We start from the raw sequence: 15995 nt of genomic DNA on the forward strand, positions 1-15995 counted from the left end.
TCACGCCGAGAGCAATTCCGGCAAGCGCTCCATGGCCAATCTGCCGCGCAGATGTCGGATGGCGGCCAAGGCTTTGCCGGCGATGACGCCTAAAGCGACGCCGCCGGCGATCGCAAGCAGTTGGAAGCCTGGAGCCGGCAGCCAGCCTGCGACAGGTGCCATCAAAAGCTCCGGGACGAAGCGATGGACCAAGTAGATCGGGAAAGCCGCGACGGCGACCTGCGTAACCGCCCGCCCCACCCCACCAGGCAGGCGAACACGCGGCAGGTAAAGAAGAGCCGAGAGCGCCGCGAAGATCGTCAAATACTTGACCGTCGTCCCCAGCCAGACCGACTCCCAAAAGGCTAGATACCCCAATACGGCAGTGGCAAATGCGGTCACGAGGAGTTTTCTGGCGGGAGTGTCGGCCAAACCGGCGCACCAGCCGAAGACCGCAAGGTGGAAGACCCAGTAGATCGCGAAGATCTGGCGGCTGCCTAAGTCCACGAACAATGGGACTGCAAAGCGCGCAGCGGCGGCAAACGCCAATAGTCCGATCGAGAAGGCAAAGGGTCGAGCCTGGGCGAGCTTGCGTAGAACCGGAACGGCAAAGGCGAGGGCGAAGACCAACAGCGTCTGCGCATAGGCCTCGATGAACCAGTAGAGATACGGGATCATCTCGTGACGCTCCGGTTCGGCATAGCCGAAGTTGCCGGTAAGGGTCATCGAGGCCCAGGGCGCCGCCTGCCAGGCGAGGGAGTAAGCGGCGACTATGAGAAAATAAGGGATCAGGACGCCGATCGCAGGTTTCAGCGCGTACCGGATCCGACCGGCAAGCAAATGGACCGACTGAAACCGCGCAAGGCTGTAGCCGACAAGCAGCATCATGATGCCGGAGCCGCCTGGGATAGGCCACAGCGTCTCGTGATGCACGACCACCAGCAGGATGGCGAAGGCCCTCAGCACGATATCGACAGGCGTCTCGTTTGCCTGGTCCGGCATGAAAGACCGTTTCGCCGAATGAAGATTTGTCAGGTCTCCAACGCTTAGTCGTTCCCAGCCGTCCGGCAGTTCCAAGCCGAGCCGTTCGAGTTCCAGAGCCAATTGCAAAAAGCGAAGGGAATCTCCGCCGAGCGACACAAAGCTGTCAGCGCGGCCGACCGGAAGCGGATAGAACACGCGGGCATAGGCTCCGGGCACGCCGCCACGTTCGGAGCGGATTTCCGCCCGTCCCAGCAACATCTCGCGTTGCAGGCAGCTATAGTCGATCTTGCCCGAGGCTAGCCTGGGAAAGTCGCCACGCGTCGAAACTCGAACCAGATTTGCGGGCAAGCGGCTAACTTCGGCCAGGATACGCTGTGCCCTGCCTGCCGAGCCGGGGCCGGTCACGTAGGCCTGTAGGCCCCGATCGTCGCCGAGCACCGCGGCCGCAATGCCCGCCCGCTCCATGGCCTGCTCCATGATATCGAAGCCGATCCTAAGGCCGGCAATCTTGGCAAAGCGGCTCTTGCGCCCGACAATGCGGAAGAAACCGTGCTCGTCCTGGACGGCAATATCGCCGGTGTTCAGGATCTCGACCTCAGCCCCGCGCGCCAGATCACAACGCTGCTCGGCGTAACCCATCATGACGTTCGGGCCGCGATAGACAAGTTCTCCAGGGATGCCCGAGCGGCTGACCGGCTCCCCCTTGTCGTCGACAAGGCCGAGGCTGCCGCCTGGGATCGCGACGCCGATCCGCTCCTCCCGGTCGGAGAGGCTCTCAGGCGGGACGAAAGCGATACGCGCAGTCGCCTCTGTTTGACCATACATGACGAAGAAACGCCCACCCACGGCGCGCAAGTGATCCCTGTACAGGCGGATGACGTCGGGGCTGAGCTGTCCACCCGCCACCGTCATCATGCGCAAATCCCTGAGCTTAGCGTTGCGGAAACGCATCCGTTCCAGGAGTTCGTAGGAATACGGGACGCCGGACAGATTGGTGCAGCCACCGTCGGCGATTATCTGGAGGAAATCGCCGTCCACGGCCGAAACACCGGGGAAGAGGATGCTGCCGCCGGCCATCAGATGCGAATTGAGGACCGACAGTCCGTAGGAATAGTGCAGCGGCAGCATGAGAGCGGCCCTGTCGGCGGACGAGAGTTCGAGATAGGTCGTGATCGCGCGCGCATTGGCTTCGAGATTGGCATAGGAGAGCCTGACCGCCTTGGCGGCGCCCGAGCTGCCGGACGTCATCAGCAGCAGCGCGAGATCGGGATGCAGCGGCTCAATGTTCCTCGCGGGCCAGGCTTCCTTCACGAGACGCCAGCGGCCATCGGCTCGGCGATAGGTGAAATCCGGCTGGAAGGCTGCCAGGAAATCGTCCCAGACCCTTTTGTCGCAAGGCGGCAGCATGGCCACCGCATGTCCCGCCCGCAGGGCTCCAAGATAGGCGACGACCGCATGCTCGGAGGGTTCCGCTGAGATAGCGACGAGCTGCTTTACCTCATCCCCCAGCCGTGTGGCGAAGTGCTGCGCAAGGTCGTCGAGCTCCGCATAAGACAGGCTGCGCCCGTCGGCGAAGAGAAGTGCTGCGCGCTGCTCCCCACGGACGAATTCAGACACAAGGTCGAGAGAGTGCATGGGCAAGGCTTCGGTCCGCCTGGAAACTGGCCGAAGCGCGTATGATACATGACTATTAAAGTCAACTAATATGGACGTGAGACATCACAGGCAGATCGCATCGATGGTGTCGCGCAGCCGATATGCATCGGTCAGCTCGCCGGCTTGCGCGCCGGATAGCCGTTGGGATGCGGCGGGACGGTCTTCAGATAGGCTGCGATCGCGGCGCGGTCGTCGGCCGTCAACTGAGCTATGTTGCGCTGCACGTCGACCATGGCACCGCCGACGGAATCGAAATCCGGCGTGAAGCCGGTTTCGAGATAGTTGGCGATGTCGGCCTCCGACCAGTCCTTCGTGCCGCCCTGCGGGGTGATATTGGGCACCACGCCCGAGCCCTCGGCGGCCACGGCTCCCGCCAGCCATTCGGCCTTCTTGACGCCGCCGGCAAAGTCGCGCGGCGTGTGGCATTCGCCGCAATGCCCGGGGCCCTCGACCAGATAGCGGCCGGCCAGCACCTTGTCGGGCGCGCCCCCGGGCAAGGCAATGACCGGTTCAGGGCTGACATAGAGCCGCTTCCAAAGACCAATGCCGCGACGGATGTTGAAGGGGAAGGAGAGTTTGTGGCCGGGCGCCTTGCCGGCGACCGCCGGCAGCGTCTTCATAAAAGCATAGAGGTCGGCGATATCGGCCGGCTTCATGCGAGCATAAGAGGCATAAGGGAAGGCCGGATAAAAATGCTCGCCGGAGGGCGAAACGCCTTTCAGCATCGCATTGGCGAAGTCCTCCTCGCTCCAGGCGCCGATGCCGTCCTTTTGATCCTGTGAGATGTTGGGCGGTACGAAGGTACCGAACGGCGTCTTCAGCTCCAGCCCGCCGGCAAGCTCTAGGCGGGCATCACCCTTGGACCCCGGTTTGGCGTGGCAGGATGTGCAGCCGCCGGCAAAGAAGATGCGCTTGCCTTTCGCAGCATCACCGGGGCTAAGCTGCGCGACGGCCGCGGCATCAAGCCTGACGGGCGCTGACAACGCCCAGCCGGCGACCGCGCCGGCGCCGCCCAGCACGATGACGGCGCCGACGAGCTTCTTCAGCCACGCCATATCAGGCGATCAGCCCTTCTTGATCCTGTAGGTCTCATGACAGGCGCCGCAGTCGCCGCCGATGGTGTTGAGCTGCGCCTTGAGCGCATCGACATCGGCCGGCGGCGAAGCCACTGCCGCCTTGACGTCGGCCAGGAACTTGTCCCCGGCCGCCTTGAAGCCCGGCATGTCTTCCCAGATCTTCGGCGCCGCCGTGGTGTCGCCCTTGTCGCTGCCGGCCGGGAAAAGTTTCTCGGCATCGAATTTTTCGGCGTTCGCCTCCAACGCCTTTAGCGCCGTCAGCACAGCGGCGGCGTCGAAAGCCTCCTCGCCTTTGACGACCTTGGACAACTGGCCGGCGAGCTTGCCGCGTTCCTTCATCAGGGCCTGGCGATCCTTGATCGGATCGGCATAAGCGGCCGAACCGGCAAAAGCGAGCAAAGAGATGGCGATGACAAGCTTTCTCATTCAATTGGCTCCATGGTGAAGAGAGTTCGCGACTAGACGTTAACGGGCGTTGCAGTGGAATTATTCCCTCCGCGCCGCAACGATTTTCTTGACTGGAATTGCCCTCCTGCGCCGGCAAAAGAAAAGCCCCGGTCATGCCGGGGCTTTTCGGAAAGGTCGATCAAGCTTTCGCCTTCTCGTAGAGTTCCAGGACATAATCCCAGTTGATCAGGCTGTCGACGAAGGCTTCGAGATATTTCGGCCGCGCGTTGCGGTAGTCGATGTAATAGGAGTGCTCCCACACGTCGACGCCGAGGATCGGCGAAGCGCCATGAACCAGCGGGTTCTCGCCATTGGGGGTCTTCGAGATCGCGAGCTTGCCGTCCTTGACCGAAAGCCATGCCCAGCCGGAGCCAAACTGGGTGGTGCCGGCGGCGACGAAGTCCGCCTTGAACTTGTCGTAGCCGCCGAGATCGGCATCGACGGCCTTCTGCAGCGCGCCCGGCAGCTTGTTGCCGCCGCCGCCCTTCTTCATCCATTTCCAGAAATGGATATGGTTGTAGTGCTGGGCGGCATTGTTGAAGAGCCCGGCATTCTTGCCGAAGGACTGTTTCACGACCTCTTCGACCGACAGGTCGCCCATTCCAGCCTCGGCGGCCAGCTTGTTGCCGTTGTCGACATAGGCTTTGTGGTGCTTGTCGTGGTGATACTCCAGCGTCTCCTTCGACATGTAAGGCTGCAAGGCCTCGTAGTCGTAGGGCAAAGCGGGCAACTCAAAAGCCATGGATGGTACTCCCTCAGGAAAAGTCCGGTGAAACTACCGGACTAAGATAGGTCTGGAATGGGTTGGGACAACTCCGGAACGAAGCGCCAATCGCCTTTTTATCCGCTCAGGCGGCGGAAGTCGAATGCGCCCAATCCCAATAGAGCTCGCGCGCCTTCTTGGCGACCGGTCCAGGCTGAAGGCTGCGGTCCTCGATGCGCGTGATTGGCACCACCTTGGAATGGTTGCCGGTCGAGAAGATCTCGTCCGCCTCGAGGAAATCGCGGATCGACAGCGTCTTCTCGGTGGTCCTGAAACCATAGTCGCCGAGCAGGTTGATCGTGCGCGAGCGGGTGATTCCGGAAAGGAAGGTGCCGTTCGCGGCAGGCGTCATCACATGGCCGTCCTTGACCAGGAAGATGTTGGAGGTGCCGGTCTCGGCGACATTGCCCAGCATATCGAGCACCAGCGCGTTGTCGAAGCCGCGCATCTTGGCCTCGAGGATGGCGCGGCCATTGTTGGGATAAAGGCAGCCGGCCTTGGCGTTGGTCGGCATGGTCTCGATGGTCGGCCGCCGGAACGGCGAGACGCCGATCGAAAAGCCCGAAGGCGGAATCATCGGTGACTCGTAAAGGCAGAGACAGAAGCGGGTCGAGGACGGGTCGGCCGGCACGCCCATATAGCCGCCATGCTCGGCCCAGTACATCGGCCTGATATAGACGGCGGTCTTGCCGTCGAATTTCTTCAGGCCGTCCCAGGTCAGCCCGACGATTAGCTCCGTCGTCATGGAAGGCTTCAGGCCGAGCGCGATCGCCGAGGCGTTGACGCGCGCCGCGTGACGATCGAGATCGGGCGCCACGCCTTCGAACCAGCGGGCGCCGTCGAAGACGCTGGTGCCCAGCCACATGGCGTGGCTGCGCGGTCCCAGAATGGCGACATTGCCCTCGTACCAGTCGCCGTCCACATAGGTCCATGTCGCGGACTGCGCCGCCGCCGCCAGTGTCATCGTTTGCCGTCCGTATGGATGAGTTCCGGCCGCCATAGGACGATGCTTTGACGGCCGGCGTCAACCGACATCGGAAAAAATCCTTGAGGCCAGAGGCACTTAAAGCACGGCGCACGGAAAGGGATGGGCCATGTGTGTTGGGTTTTTGTGTTATGCGATCCTTTCCGAAAACCGCTGCCCACTTTTGGGCGACATGCATTAACCGCAATCAGCGCTTGCGCGGCAAGGCCGGGCGCCGCAAAACTCTTCCTATGCATCATGCAGCCTATGTCTTCGACGCCTATGGCACGTTGTTCGACGTGCACGCCGCGGTACGCCGCCATGCCGGCGAGATCGGGCCGGACGGCCAGCTTCTCTCCGAAATCTGGCGCGCCAAGCAGCTCGAATACTCCTGGGTGCGGACGCTGATGGGCACCTATGCCGATTTCTGGCAACTGACCGAGCAGGCGCTGGACTTCGCGCTGCGCAAGGTGCCGTCGGCCGATCCGGCGCTCAGGGCAAGGCTGCTGGAAGCCTATTGGCGGCTCGACTGCTATCCGGAAGTGCCGGCGGTATTGAAGGCGCTGAAAGCAGCGGGAGCGAAGCTCGCGATCCTGTCCAACGGGTCGCCGGAAATGCTGCGGGCGGCGGTGAAATCGGCCGCCCTCGACCAGATCCTCGACGACGTCTTCTCGGTTGACGAGATCAAGCGCTTCAAGACCGATCCTTCGGTCTACGACATGGTGGTCACCGGCTGGCGGCTCTATCCGGGGGCGGTGTCGTTCCAGTCCTCCAACCGCTGGGACGTCGCGGGCGCCGCCAGGTTCGGCTTCCGCACCGTCTGGATCAATCGCGCCAATCAGCCCGACGAATACCGGGACTTTCCGCCGGGGCTGATCCTGCCCTCGCTCGAAGGCCTTCTGGCAGGGGTTTGAGGGTGCTGTTGCTGCAGTGCAACAGATGTGTCGCAGTCACAGCTTCGCCTTTGTTTGTCCACCCTGAGGCCAGAATTGGAACCGCCTATCACCGCCGACTGTTAACAGCTGCCGGCGGCCGGCCCGCGGATTCATGCATTCTTGCGATTAAGACCTAGAAAAGGCAACCATGTCAGACGCTTCCTTCCGCATCAGCCGCCGTGGCTTCCTCAATCTCACGGCTCTTGGAGCTGCTTCGGCGGTTTCCGCCTGCTCGACCACCGGTCCTCGCCCGGCAGCCGTGCAGCCGCCACCGCCGGCCTCTGTCGAGCCGCCGCTCGGCGACTACGCCACCATGTATGGGCCGATGTCCGACAACGGCTTCGACCTGCCGGCCATCCCGGTAAACAAGATCGACCACAGATATTTGCGCCAGATCGTTCCCGATCCGACCGGACAGCGCCCGGGCACCATCGTCGTCGATACCACCAACCACTTCCTCTATCTGGTGCGTGAGGGTGGCCAGGCGATCCGCTACGGCGTCGGTCTCGGCCGCGCCGGCTTCGAATGGTCGGGCGATGCGGTCGTGCAATGGAAGCAGAAGTGGCCGAAATGGACGCCGCCGGACGAGATGGTCGCCCGCCAGCCGGAACTGACGGAATACAGCGCCAAGAACGGCGGTATGCCCGGCGGGCTCAAGAACCCGCTCGGGGCGCGTGCGCTCTACCTCTTCAAAGGCAACCAGGACACGCTCTATCGTCTGCACGGGTCGCCGGAATGGTGGTCGATCGGCAAGTCGGTCTCGTCGGGCTGCGTGCGCCTGATCAATCAGGACATCATCGACCTCTATGACCGCGTGCCCAACAAGACGCCGGTCGTGGTCACAGCAGATGTCGGCCAGCCGATGGCCGATATGCCCGAACGCCGGGCCATTCCGATCGACAACGGCGTGCCGGACGACTCTGTCCTGCTGGGGCCGGTGCCGCAGGAGAGCAACGAGGTCTTTTGATCCGGCGTTCGTCAGCGGTGCCTGGCGAGGATGTCCGCCAGCACCGCAACGCCGCGTCGCAACGCCTCCGCGTCGAGACCAGCATATCCCATGATGAAGCCCGTCGTTTCGGGCCGCGGCTCGGCCGGATCATAGAGCGGCGATACCGGATAGAGGCCGATCCCCGCAGCACGTGCGTCGGCGACGATCGCCGGCTCGCATCCAGGATCGATGCCGTTCAACCAGGCCACGAGGTGCAGGCCCGTGTCGGCCCCAGCAACAGTCACCTTTGGCCCGATATGATCGGCCAGCGCCCGCAGCAGGACCTCTCGGCGCTCGGCATTTTTCCTGCGGATGCTGCGGACGTGGCGCTCGTAAGCGCCGCTCGTCAGCAGGTCGGCCAACACATCCTGCTCCAGCATCGGAGCATGCCGGTCGGTCAGGCGCTTTGCCTCGCTGAAGGCCCGACGCAGGCCGGCGGGGACGACGAGATAACCGAGCCGCAAGGTGGGCGAGAGCGTTTTGGACAGCGTGCCGACATAGATGACCGAGCCTGGATCGAGCGTCTGCAGAGGCGGGATGGGGGCTATGTCGTGGCGGTATTCGCCGTCGTAGTCGTCTTCGACGACATAGGCGCCTGATGCCGTGGCCCAGGCCAGGAGGGAATGCCGCCGCGTCGCCGAAAGCACGCCGCCGAGCGGAAACTGGTGCGATGGCGTGACGTAAGCCAGACGGGCCGGCGGCAGCGCATCCGTCCTTATCCCGTCAGCGTCGACCGCAACTGGCACGGCGACGCCGCCCGCAGCCGTGAAGGCATGGCGGGCCAGCAGATAGCCCGGATTCTCGATCACGAACGGATCGCCGGGGTCGAGCAGCAGCCGCGCGCAGAGGTCGAGCCCCTGCTGGGAGCCGTTGACGACGGCGATCTGGTCTGGCGCGCAGCTGATGCCGCGTGCGCGCCAGAGATAGGTTTGCAGGGCGCTGCGAAGAACAAGCGATCCCTGCGGGTCGCCATAGCGCAGCCGCGCGCCGCGCCGCAGAATGGCTTTGTTCGAGGCCCGTCGCCAAGCCAGGACCGGGAAGTCCGCCCCGGACAGGTCGCCATAGCGGAAATCCGCAACCTTGGCCGGCTGCTGTTCCACCGGCGAAGGCAGAGCCAGCAGCCTGCGCGCGAACGTCGAGAGGTTGCGTGGCGAGGCAGCCGCGATGGAAGCCGCCCCTGACGGCCTCTCCAGTCCCGGAGCCACAATGGCACGCGCGCCCTGCCGAATGATCAGATAGCCTTCGGCGTCGAGCTGGTTGTAGGCCGCCGTCACCGTGGTTCGCGACGCGCCCCATTCGGCGGCAAAGGCCCGCGACGACGGCAGGCGATCGCCGGGCCGGTAAACGCCGCTGTGGATCTGCGCCTTGATCGCCGCGATGATCCGGCGCGCCACGCCTTCCTGCTCCAACTGGACCATCGAAAACCTGCAAAACTGGATGTTCCAAGCAAGCCAGCTTTCCTGCATCTTTCCATGCAATGCAAGGAGTTTTCGCCATGTACATTCCGCCCGCCTTCCGCGATGACGACAGGGAGAGCCTCATGGCGACGATCCGCGCGGCACGGCTGGCGACGCTGGTCACCGCCACGGCGGAAGGACCGCAGGCGACGCCATTGCCGCTTTTGCTCAACGAGAGCGAGGGCGAGCATGGCACGATCTACGGCCATGTCGCGAAGGCAAATCCGCAGTGGCGCGCACCGGTGCTGGGCGAAAGCCTGGCGATCTTCATGGGCCCCGACGCCTACGTGACGCCGGCCTGGTATCAGACCAAGCAAGAGACCGGAAAGGTAGTGCCGACTTGGAACTACCTGGCCGTTCATGCCTATGGGCCGATCGAATTCTTCGAGGATGCCGACAGGCTGCTCGAGATCGTCACGCGCCTGACCAATCTGCATGAAGGCGGACGCCCCTCGCCTTGGTCCGTATCGGATGCGCCGCCGGATTTCATCCAGGCGCAACTCAAAGGCATTGTCGGCTTGCGCATGCCGATCACGCGGGTCCAAGGCAAGCGCAAGATGAGCCAGAACCGCAACGCGGCCGATCGCGCCGGTGTCGCCACCGGTCTAGCAGCGAGCGACCGGCCTTCGGATCGCGACGTCGCCCAACTGATCCCGTCTTGACATCCGACCCAGTCCAATTGCCAGCGAGCCGATCATGCCGGACCTGACACAATTCGCCTTGTACTTCGCCGCGGCGCTGCTGCTCGCCATCACGCCCGGACCGGGCATCTTCTATGTCGCCGCGCGCACCCTGGCCGGAGGCCGCGCTGAAGGCATCGCCTCCAGTTTCGGGACGGGCCTGGGCGGCATGGTTCATGTGCTTGCCGGAAGCCTGGGCGTTTCCGCCCTCGTGCTCGCGAGCGCCGAACTCTTTACGGCGCTGAAGCTGATCGGCGCCGTCTACCTCGTCTGGCTCGGCTTGCGCACCTTCCAGTCCGCCCGCCGCGAGGCAAAGGCAATGCTGGAAGGTGGCGCGCCGACGCCTGCGGTCGGCGCTGGCCGAGCGTTTCGCGAAGGGGTGCTGGTCGAGGCTCTGAACCCGAAGACGGCCGCCTTCTTCCTGGCCTTCATTCCGCAATTCGTGGATCTCGGCGCCGGCCACGTCGCCTTGCAGTTGATGGTGCTCGGCTTCGTGTCGGTGACGCTCAACACGCTGGCCGATATCGTGGTCGCCTTCGCGGCCGGCCGCATCAGGGAAGGCGCGGCAGGCCGTTCCGGCATCATACGCCGGATGCGGGAGGCGTCCGGCGGCGCGATGATCGCGCTGGGCATCGGGCTCGCCGTAGCCAAGCGCCCTGCCCTATGATTGCCGCGCCTCAGTTGGGCGCTATGGGGCCTCCTACCGCCCGCGCGCCAGGCTCCCTAGTATTCCGCGCACGATCGCGCGGCCGACAGAAGAGCCCACCGAACGCACCACCGACTTGATCGCGGCTTCGGCCACTGTCTGGCGGTTGGAGGACCGGCGGCCCGACCCTCCCAACACATCGTCGAAGCCCGGAATTGTCCAGCGCGAGCCGCCGGTGCCCGCCTGCTGCGCCTGCACTTCGGCTTCCTGCGCCTCCCTGGTCTTCTTCTGCAGTATCTCGAAGGCCGAGTCGCGATCGACCGCTTGATCGTACTGCCCGGCGACCGGGCTCTCGGCAAGGACCTTGCGGCGCTCGTCGGGTGTGATCGGCCCGAGCCGCGACGACGGCGGACGAATCAATGTGCGCTGGACCATGGCCGGCACGCCCTTGTCCTCCAGCATCGAGACCAGCGCCTCGCCGGTGGCGAGCTGGGTGATCGCGGTGGCGCAGTCGAAATCCGGGTTGGGCCGGAAGGTGTCGGCCGCCGTCCGCACCGCCTGCTGCTCGCGCGGCGTATAGGCGCGCAACGCGTGCTGCACGCGGTTGCCGAGCTGGGCCAAAACCTTTTCCGGAATGTCGAGCGGATTCTGGGTGACGAAATAGACGCCCACACCCTTGGAGCGGATCAGCCGCACCACCTGCTCGACGCGATCAACCAGCACCTTCGGCGCGTCCTCGAACAAAAGATGCGCCTCGTCGAAGAAGAAGACCAGCTTCGGCCGCTCGAGATCGCCGACCTCGGGCAGTTCCTCAAACAGCTCCGACATCAGCCATAGCAAGAAAGTGGCGTAGAGCCTGGGATTCATCATCAGCTTGTCGGCGGCCAGAACGCTGATCGCGCCGCGGCCGTCGCGGGTGGTGCGCATCAAATCGGCGATGCGCAGCGCCGGCTCGCCGAAGAAGTTCGCGGCGCCCTGCTGCTCAAGCACCAGAAGCGTGCGCTGGATGGCGCCGACGGAAGGCTTGGTGACATTGCCGTAGCGTGCGCTGAGCTCGTCGGCGCGCTCGGCGATGTTGGCGAGCAGCGCCTGCAGATCTTTGAGATCAAGCAGCAGCAGGCCCTCTTCGTCAGCAATGCGGAAGGCGATGTTCATGACACCTTCCTGCGCTTCGGTGAGATTCATCAGCCGCGACAAAAGCAGCGGCCCCATTTCCGAGATGGTGGCACGGATCGGGTGACCCTGCTCGCCGAACAGATCCCAGAAGATGACCGGGTATTCCTGAAACTGATAGGGATCGAGCTTCACCTGCTCTGCACGCTTGACCAGGAAATCCTTGGCCTCGCCCATCATGGCGATGCCGGAAAGGTCGCCCTTGATGTCGGCGCAGAAGACCGGGACGCCGGCATTTGAAAAGCCCTCGGCCAAGACCTGCAGGCTGACCGTCTTGCCGGTGCCTGTGGCGCCGGTAATCAGGCCGTGGCGGTTGCCGTAGCGCAGCCGGAGTTCCTCGGCGCGCTGGTAGGAATCATCAGGCTTGCGGCTGGCGCCGATGAAGATGCTGTTGTGGTCAGCCATATGTCTGGTCTCCGCAATCTCTTCCGCCAAAAAACGCCCGGTCTCATGGAGGATAGTAACGCGATCGGCGGGCGACAATGCCCACCATTAATTTTGGCGCTATTCGAATTTGACGCTGGCATCGAAATCACCTTACTGAGCTTGCGGATTTTGCGCATGTTTGGCAATCGGTTAGCGGCTGCCGGAACAACCGCGACGGATGTCGCATTGTGATATGCGGCGGGGGACCATAGACTGGTGGCTGATGCGGCCGAGAGACGAGGAGTGCGATGGGCGCCGGCGCCTTGACTAGGGATGTCGACCTTCCCAACCCGGACGCCAGGCGCTGGCTGGCGCTGGCGGAAAAAGCGCTTGCCGGCGGCGCTTTCGAAGAGAAGCTTGTTTCGCACACGGATGACGGCATCCGCATCGAGCCGCTCAGCGAGCGTTCGACGACAGCCGAGCCGCTGGTGCGCACCAATCCGAAGTCGCCATGGATCGTCAGCCAGCGCATCGACGATCCCGATATCGCCCGCGCCAGCGCCCAGGCACTGCAGGACATCGCCGAGGGCGCGACCGGCCTGTCGCTGGTTTTCGAGGGTGCGCCGAACGCCTTCGGCTATGGACTGCCGCGAACCGCGGAGGCGCTGGAAACGGTGCTCGACGGCGTGCCGCTGAACCGGGTGCAGGTACGCATCGATGCGCATCCGTGGAGCCGCGCCGTGGCGGATTGGCTGCTCGCCTTCCTGACCCGGCGCCGCTCCGATCCGGCGAAGCTCAACCTTTCCTTCGGCATCGACCCGGCGGCGATCTTCGCCGGCACCGGACGGCTGCGCACCTCGATCGAGGCGCTGCAGGAGTCAATGCCGCAATCGCTGGCGCATTTCTTCTCGATGGGCGTGCCCGGCGTGCTGCTCGAAGCGGACGGCCGCGTCTTCCACAATGCCGGCGCCACCGAGGCGCAGGAGCTCGGCACGATGATGGCTTCCGCCGTGTCCTATCTCAGGATGTTCGAGAAGGCGCGCCAGCCGCTGGTCTATGCCGCGCCCTATATCGGCTTTGCCCTCAGCGTCGACCAGGACCAGTTCCTGTCGATGGCCAAGGTGCGGGCGTTGCGCAAGCTCTGGGCGCGGATCCAGGAAGCCTGCTCGATCCCGGCCTCGACGGCGAACGTCCACGCCGAGACCTCCTATCGCATGATGGCGATGGCGGATCCGGAAACCAACATCCTGCGCACCACGATTGCCGCTTTTGCCGCGGCGACCGGCGGGGCTGATTCCGTCTCGATCCTGCCGCACACCATCGCGCATGGACTGCCGGCCGGTTTTGCGCGCCGCGTCGCCCGCAACGCGCAGCTGATCCTGGCGCATGAGAGCCATCTCCATCACGTGGCCGATCCGGCCAGCGGCTCCGGAGCGGTCGAGGCGCTGACCGACGGTCTTTGCGCGGCGGCCTGGGAAGAATTCCAGCGCATCGAGGCCGAGGGCGGCGTGCTCAACAGCCTGCAGCAGGGCTATATCCAGAACCGTGTGCAGACGGCCGCCGCGAAGCGCAATGCCGGCTATCGGGCCGGTGAACGCGGCATCATCGGCACCAGCTTGTTCCGCACCGGCAGCGAGCGCCCCGTCGAGACATTGAAAGCCGAACGCCGGCCCGCGCTGACAGAAGGCGTGGCGACCTGCGAGCCGCTGTTTCCAGTTCGCATCGATCAGTCGATCGGAGCCGGCTCATGATCCCGGATTTCAGCCAGATCGGCTGGTCGGCGCCGCGCCGCGCGCCGGTCGAGCTTAAGGGCCAGCGGATGACGCCGGAAGGCATCGCCCTGAAACACCTCTACACGCAGGCCGACCTCAAGGGCCTGGCCAATCTCGACACCTATCCGGGCCTGCCGCCCTTCGTGCGCGGCCCCTACCCGACCATGTATGTCCAGCAGCCCTGGACGATCCGGCAATATGCCGGCTTCTCGACGGCGGAGGAATCCAACGCTTTCTACCGGCGCAACCTCGCGGCCGGCCAGAAGGGCCTGTCGGTTGCCTTCGACCTCGCGACCCATCGCGGCTATGACAGCGACCATCCGCGCGTCGCCGGCGATGTCGGCATGGCGGGCGTGGCGATCGATTCCATCCTCGACATGCGCCAGCTGTTCGACGGCATTCCGCTCAACGAGATGACGGTGTCGATGACCATGAACGGCGCCGTGCTGCCGATCATGGCGCTCTACATCGTGGCGGCGGAGGAACAGGGTGTCGCGCAGAAGGACCTCGCCGGGACCATTCAGAACGACATTCTGAAGGAGTTCATGGTCCGCAACACCTACATCTATCCGCCGAAGCCTTCGATGCGGATCGTGTCGGACATCTTCGCCTATACCTCGCGGCACATGCCGAAATTCAATTCGATCTCGATCTCCGGCTATCATATGCAGGAGGCGGGCGCGACGGCCGACCTCGAACTCGCCTACACCATCGCCGACGGCATCGAATATGCGCGCGCCGGCGTCGCCGCGGGTCTCGACATCGACCGGTTCGCGCCGCGCCTTTCCTTCTTCTGGGCGATCGGCATGAACTTCTTCATGGAGGTCGCCAAGCTCAGGGCCGCGCGGCTGCTCTGGTCGAGCATGATGAAAAAGAATTTTGCGCCGAAGGACGAGCGCTCGCTGTCGCTGCGCACCCATTGCCAGACATCGGGCTGGTCGCTGACGGCGCAGGATCCCTACAACAACATCACCCGCACGATGATCGAGGCGATGGCGGCAACGCAGGGACATACCCAGTCGCTGCACACCAATTCCTTCGACGAGGCGATGGCGCTGCCGACCGACCATTCGGCCCGCGTTGCCCGCAACACGCAGCTCATCCTGCAAAAGGAATCCGGCACCACGCGCATGATCGACCCGTGGGGCGGCTCGGCTTATGTCGAGCGGCTGACGCATGATCTGGCGGCCCGCGCGCTGGCTCATATCGAGGAGGTCGAAAACCTCGGCGGCATGGCGGCGGCGATCGAGAAAGGCATTCCGAAGCTGCGCATCGAGGAAGCGGCGGCGCGCACCCAGGCACGCATCGATTCCGGCGAGCAGGTGCTGGTCGGCGTCAATGCGCATCGCCCGGAAGCCGATATCGAGGTCGATGTGCTGAAGATCGATAATGCCGAGGTCAAGGCCCGGCAATTGGCGAAGCTGCAGCGGCTCAAAGGCACGCGCGACGTCGCGCCCCTGGAGGATGCGCTAACCGCCCTCACCCGCGCGGCTGAAAGCGGCGAGAACCTGCTCGAATTCGCGATCAGCGCGGCGCGGGCCAATGCGACCGTCGGCGAGATCTCGCTGGCGCTGGAGAAGGTGTTCGGGCGCCATGCAGCCACCGTGCAGACCATCTCCGGCGTCTATCGCGACGCGCTCGGCGACAATCCGGCGGTCGATCGGCTCAAGGACAAGCTCGAAGCCTTCGAGAAGAAGTCCGGTGCAAAGCCGCGCATCCTGGTCGCCAAGATGGGCCAGGACGGCCATGATCGCGGCCAGAAGGTGATCGCCAGCGCCTTTGCCGATCTCGGCTTCGAGGTCACCGTCGGACCGATGTTCCAGACGCCAGAGGAGATCGCAAAGCTGGCGGTGCAGCATGATGTCGACATCATCGGCGCGTCCTCGCTCGCGGCCGGACATCTGACGCTGATCCCCGAGCTCAAGGAGGCGCTGAGGAAGCTCGGCCATGGCGACATGCTGATCGTCGCCGGCGGCGTCATCCCGCCACAGGACTACGATGCGGTGCTGAAGGCGGGAGCGGCCGAAATCTTCCCGCCGGGCACCGTCATCCCGCAAGCGGCGGACAGGCTGATGGATCGATTGCTGGCGGTTGGATAGCCTACATCTT

At 64.2% G+C, this 15995-nt stretch carries 13 protein-coding genes; 6 read left to right on the top strand and 7 right to left on the bottom strand.

The genetic code is table 11. The annotated features are described in order from the left end of the window. From A9K71_RS16435 to A9K71_RS16455, 5 genes are all read right to left on the bottom strand, one after another. The gene (locus A9K71_RS16435) at positions 1-2598 is read right to left on the bottom strand and encodes an AMP-binding protein (protein ID WP_066997673.1); all 2598 of its coding nucleotides are present in this window, start codon (positions 2596-2598) and stop codon (positions 1-3) included. 131 nt (positions 2599-2729) lie between these two features. Then, positions 2730-3674, bottom strand: coding sequence for a cytochrome c (locus A9K71_RS16440; protein WP_066997676.1), 945 nt, complete (start codon positions 3672-3674; stop codon positions 2730-2732). 9 nt (positions 3675-3683) lie between these two features. Further along, positions 3684-4121 carry a cytochrome c gene (locus A9K71_RS16445; RefSeq protein WP_066997679.1) on the bottom strand — a complete coding sequence of 146 codons (438 nt, stop codon included), beginning with the start codon at positions 4119-4121 and terminating at the stop codon, positions 3684-3686. Positions 4122-4281: 160 nt separating this feature from the next. Continuing rightward, positions 4282-4884 (bottom strand): superoxide dismutase, encoded by a 603-nt coding sequence (locus tag A9K71_RS16450; protein ID WP_066997682.1) that lies wholly within the window; start codon positions 4882-4884, stop codon positions 4282-4284. Between the two features lie 106 nt (positions 4885-4990). Further along, the gene (locus A9K71_RS16455) at positions 4991-5869 is read right to left on the bottom strand and encodes a branched-chain amino acid aminotransferase (protein ID WP_066997686.1); all 879 of its coding nucleotides are present in this window, start codon (positions 5867-5869) and stop codon (positions 4991-4993) included. Between the two features lie 251 nt (positions 5870-6120). On the opposite strand from A9K71_RS16455, the gene A9K71_RS16460 reads away from it, so the two are divergent. Together A9K71_RS16460 and A9K71_RS16465 are read left to right on the top strand one after the other, a co-directional pair. Further along, positions 6121-6783, top strand: a complete 663-nt coding sequence (locus tag A9K71_RS16460; RefSeq protein WP_066997689.1) for a haloacid dehalogenase type II — start codon at positions 6121-6123, stop codon at positions 6781-6783. 169 nt (positions 6784-6952) lie between these two features. Next, a complete protein-coding gene (locus A9K71_RS16465) occupies positions 6953-7771 on the top strand; it encodes a L,D-transpeptidase (RefSeq protein WP_066997692.1) in 819 nt (272 codons plus the stop codon). Positions 7772-7782: 11 nt separating this feature from the next. Here A9K71_RS16465 and A9K71_RS16470 read toward each other — a convergent pair whose 3' ends face one another. Further along, positions 7783-9210, bottom strand: a complete 1428-nt coding sequence (locus A9K71_RS16470; protein WP_066998149.1) for a PLP-dependent aminotransferase family protein — start codon at positions 9208-9210, stop codon at positions 7783-7785. A gap of 77 nt (positions 9211-9287) precedes the next feature. Here A9K71_RS16470 and A9K71_RS16475 point away from each other — a divergent pair, with 77 nt between their 5' ends. Continuing rightward, the gene (locus A9K71_RS16475) at positions 9288-9911 is read left to right on the top strand and encodes an FMN-binding negative transcriptional regulator (RefSeq protein WP_066997695.1); all 624 of its coding nucleotides are present in this window, start codon (positions 9288-9290) and stop codon (positions 9909-9911) included. A 34-nt stretch (positions 9912-9945) separates the two neighbouring features. After that, positions 9946-10596 carry a LysE family translocator gene (locus A9K71_RS16480; RefSeq protein WP_066997698.1) on the top strand — a complete coding sequence of 217 codons (651 nt, stop codon included), beginning with the start codon at positions 9946-9948 and terminating at the stop codon, positions 10594-10596. Between the two features lie 33 nt (positions 10597-10629). On the opposite strand, the gene A9K71_RS16485 is transcribed toward A9K71_RS16480, so the two are convergent. Beyond that, positions 10630-12153, bottom strand: a complete 1524-nt coding sequence (locus A9K71_RS16485) for a helicase HerA-like C-terminal domain-containing protein (RefSeq protein ID WP_066997701.1) — start codon at positions 12151-12153, stop codon at positions 10630-10632. Between the two features lie 269 nt (positions 12154-12422). Between A9K71_RS16485 and A9K71_RS16490 the strand changes: the two genes are divergently transcribed. Both A9K71_RS16490 and scpA read left to right on the top strand, forming a co-directional pair. Then, the gene (locus tag A9K71_RS16490; RefSeq protein ID WP_066997704.1) at positions 12423-13865 is read left to right on the top strand and encodes a methylmalonyl-CoA mutase family protein; all 1443 of its coding nucleotides are present in this window, start codon (positions 12423-12425) and stop codon (positions 13863-13865) included. Continuing rightward, a complete protein-coding gene (scpA, locus tag A9K71_RS16495) occupies positions 13862-15985 on the top strand; it encodes a methylmalonyl-CoA mutase (protein ID WP_066997707.1) in 2124 nt (707 codons plus the stop codon). The genes A9K71_RS16490 and scpA overlap by 4 nt, the downstream gene beginning before the upstream one ends. Positions 15986-15995 lie beyond the last annotated feature (10 nt).

This window comes from Mesorhizobium sp. WSM3873, assembly GCF_001672445.1.
GTDB lineage: Bacteria > Pseudomonadota > Alphaproteobacteria > Rhizobiales > Rhizobiaceae > Mesorhizobium.